This window comes from Cellulomonas sp. IC4_254 (assembly GCF_011603975.1).
Lineage (GTDB): Bacteria > Actinomycetota > Actinomycetes > Actinomycetales > Cellulomonadaceae > Cellulomonas.
In genome coordinates, this window is record NZ_JAANNB010000288.1 from 1 (window position 1) to 3,243 (window position 3,243).

The following is a 3,243-nucleotide window of genomic DNA, read 5'->3' on the forward strand; positions in this document are numbered from 1 at the left end:
CGGGCGCGGCGCAGGCGGCGAGGACCACCGCGAGGGCGGCCGCGAACGCCGCCGCCACGGGCCGCGCGGGCCGCGCGGGCCGTGCGGGTCGCGCCGGTCGTCGGGGTCGCACGGCGGTCACCCCTTGAGCCCGCTGCGGGCGACGCCCTCGATGATGAAGCGCTGCGTCAGCACGAACAGCACGATCACCGGGACGGACGCGACGACGGCACCGGCCATGATCGACGGGTAGTCGGTCACGTAGGCGCCCTGCAGCAGCTTGAGCCCGGCGGGCAGCGTGAGGCGCTCCGGGCTGAACAGCACGTAGACGGGCCAGATGTAGTCGTTCCAGTTGCCGAGGAACGCCAGGACCGCGAGCGTCGCCAGCGCCGGGCGGGTGTTCGGCAGGATCACGCGCGTGAACACGTGCCACTGGTTCGCGCCGTCGAGCGCCGCGGCCTCCTCCAGCTCGGCGGGCAGCGCCACGAAGAACTGCCGGAGGAAGAACACCCCGAACGCGCCGGCCGCCCCGGGCACCACGAGCGCCCACACCGAGTCGATCCAGCCCAGCCGGTCGATCGTGAGGTAGTTCGGCATGAGGAACACGAACGACGGCAGGAACAGCGTCGAGACGATGACGCCGAACACCAGCCCGCGGCCGCGGAACCGCATCCGCGCCAGGGCGAACGCCGCCGTGGACGCCACGACCAGCACCAGTGCGGTGTGCAGCGTGCTGGCGAGCAGCGAGTTGAGGAACCACCGCAGCACCGGGTACGGGCCGTCCAGGCTCAGCAGCCGCTCGTAGGCGGAGAGGTCCACCTCGGCCGGCCACAGCGTCGGCGGGGACGCGGTGGCCTCGCCGTAGGACTTCACCGAGGTGAGGGCCATCCAGACCAGCGGGCCGATGAACGTCGCCGCGAGCACGACCAGCAGGGCCCATGTGACGGCGGCGCCCAGGCCGCGGCGCCTCACGAGGCCCTCCGCGCCCGGCGCGACCGCCTGCGGCCGCCGTCGCGCTCCCGCAGCGCCAGGAAGCTGATGATCGAGACGATGCCCAGGCCGATCGACAGCAGGTACCCCATGGCCGCGGCCGCGCCCATCCGGTACTGCCCGAGGCCGGTGTCGAGGATGACCATGAGCGCGGTCCGGGTCGAGGTGCCCGGGCCGCCCCCGGTCATCAGGTCGGCCTGGCCGAACATGTTCGCCGACGCGAGCACGGTCATGGTGAGCACGAACGCGAGCACCGGGCGCAGCCCCGGCAGCGTGACGTGCCGGAACCGCTGCCGGGACGACGCGCCGTCCACCTTCGCGGCGTCGTAGAGCTCCGCCGGCACGTCCTGGAGCCCGGCGAGGTAGATGATCATGTTGAACCCGAGGGTCCACCAGACGGTCACCCCCACCAGGGACACCCAGGCCCACGGCTGCGCGGTCAGCCAGGGCACCGGGTCCCCGGCCCCGACGGCGTGCAGCAGCCGGTCCAGGCGGGTCACCTGGAGCAGGTGGTTGAGGATGCCCAGGTTCGGGTCGAGGACGAACCGGAACAGCACCCCCACGACCGCCACGCCCAGCACGTACGGCAGGAACACCACGGCGCGCAGGAACGTGCGGCCGGGGAACCTCCGGTTGAGCGCCATCGCGAGCAGCAGCGGCACCGTCAGCAGCACCGGGACCGACGCCACGACGAAGATGCCGGTGGCCGCCATGCCGTCCCAGAACCGCGGGAACAGCACGCTCGTGCTGTCGAACAGGGCGGCGTAGTTGTCGAGCCCGACGAACGGCCGGCTCGGCATGAGGTAGTCCCAGTCGTGCAGGGACATCCAGACGCCGCGGACGGCGGGGAACGCGACGAACGTGCCGAAGATCGCCAGGAACGGGGCCAGGAACAGGTAGGGCGTCCACCAGGAGCCCCGGCGCAGCGGGCGCCGGGGCGGCGCGGTCGCGGTGCTCATGCGCCGTAGCGGTCGCGGTTGTCGGCCAGCACCTGGTCGGCGCGGGCCGCCGCGTCGGCGAGCGCCTCGCGCGGCTCCTTGACCAGCAGGACGGCCTCGTTCAGCGCGGTGTACAGCTCGCCGACCGCGTCGCCGATCCCGGGGATCGACGGCGGGAACCGCAGGTCGTCGGCCTGCTCGGCGATGGCCGCCTGCGGGGCCAGCGCCGCGAACTCGGCGGACTCGCGCGCCGAGCGCCGGGCCGGGACCTGCCCGCCGACGGCCCACGCGGCGGACTGCTGCGACACCCAGTTCACGAACGTGCGGGCGGCCTCGAGCTGGTCGTCCGTCGTGCCCCGCTGCTTGGTCAGCACGAAGTTGTGCGACCCGGCCCAGGCGGCGTCGACGCTGCCGATCCGCGGCAGCCGGCGGACGCCCCACTCCAGCCCGCTGATCTCGTCGAGGGTGTTGACGGACCAGATGCCGTTCCAGTTGAACGCGGCCTGCCCGTTCTGCAGGGCGATGATGTCGGCGTCCTGCCCGACGTCCCGGGCGCTCCAGCCCTTGTGCACCGCGTCGACCATCCAGGTCAGCGCCTCGACCCCCGCGTCCTCGGCCCACGCCGCCCGGGCGCCGTCCGCGTCGAGCAGGTCGCCCCCGAACTGCCAGATGAGCGACTGCAGGGTCTGGCCGCCGGTGAAGGTGTGCGGGCTCATCCAGTGCCCCGCGACCCCGTTGGCGAGCAGCGCGTCGAGCGCCGCCTCGTAGGCCGCGCGGTCCATGGGCGGCGCGGCCGGGTCGAGGCCGGCGTCCGCCATCACGGCGGTGTTGTAGAAGAACCCGAGCGGGTGCACGTCCAGCGGGATGCCGTACCGCTCCCCCGCGTAGATCCCCGCGTCCCACACCGGCCGGATGAAGTCGTCCGCGGTGAGCGCGAGGTCGTCGGCGAGGTCGTCCAGCGGCAGCAGCAGCCCGCGCGCGGCCGAGGTCGGCAGCGAGTCGAGGTGCTGGATCGCGATGTGCGGGCCCTGGCCCGACGTCAGCGCCGCGGGCAGCTTGGCGTGGAAGTCGGCCCACTCCATCGTGGTCATGCGCACCGCGACGCCCTCGTGCTCGGCGTTGAACCGGTCGACCAGGTCCTGCATGACCGGGCCGTCGCCTCCGGTGAAGCCGTTCCAGAACCGCAGCTCGACGGCGCCGCCGCCGGACGTGCCGGACGCCGACGGGCTGCCGCTCGAGCAGGCGGCCACGGTGGCGCCCAGCCCGACGGCCCCGAGGCCGGCGAGGAAGCCGCGGCGGGACAGGCCGGCGGGGCGGAGGGTGGACGGGGCACCCG

The 3,243-nt window shown here is 73.7% G+C and carries 3 protein-coding genes; all 3 read right to left on the reverse strand.

Annotation, left to right across the window (positions count from 1 at the left end; genetic code table 11):
* Positions 1-117 precede the first annotated feature (117 nt).
* Positions 118-951 (reverse strand): carbohydrate ABC transporter permease, encoded by an 834-nt coding sequence (locus G6556_RS17895; RefSeq protein ID WP_346774989.1) that lies wholly within the window; start codon positions 949-951, stop codon positions 118-120.
* Positions 948-1,928, reverse strand: a complete 981-nt coding sequence (locus G6556_RS17900; RefSeq protein WP_166944370.1) for a sugar ABC transporter permease — start codon at positions 1,926-1,928, stop codon at positions 948-950. Before G6556_RS17900 ends, G6556_RS17895 begins: the two co-directional genes overlap by 4 nt.
* Positions 1,925-3,243, reverse strand: a 1,319-nt coding sequence (locus tag G6556_RS17905; RefSeq protein WP_205693713.1) for an extracellular solute-binding protein, incomplete at its 5' end; no start/stop codon positions are given. The genes G6556_RS17900 and G6556_RS17905, both read right to left, overlap by 4 nt.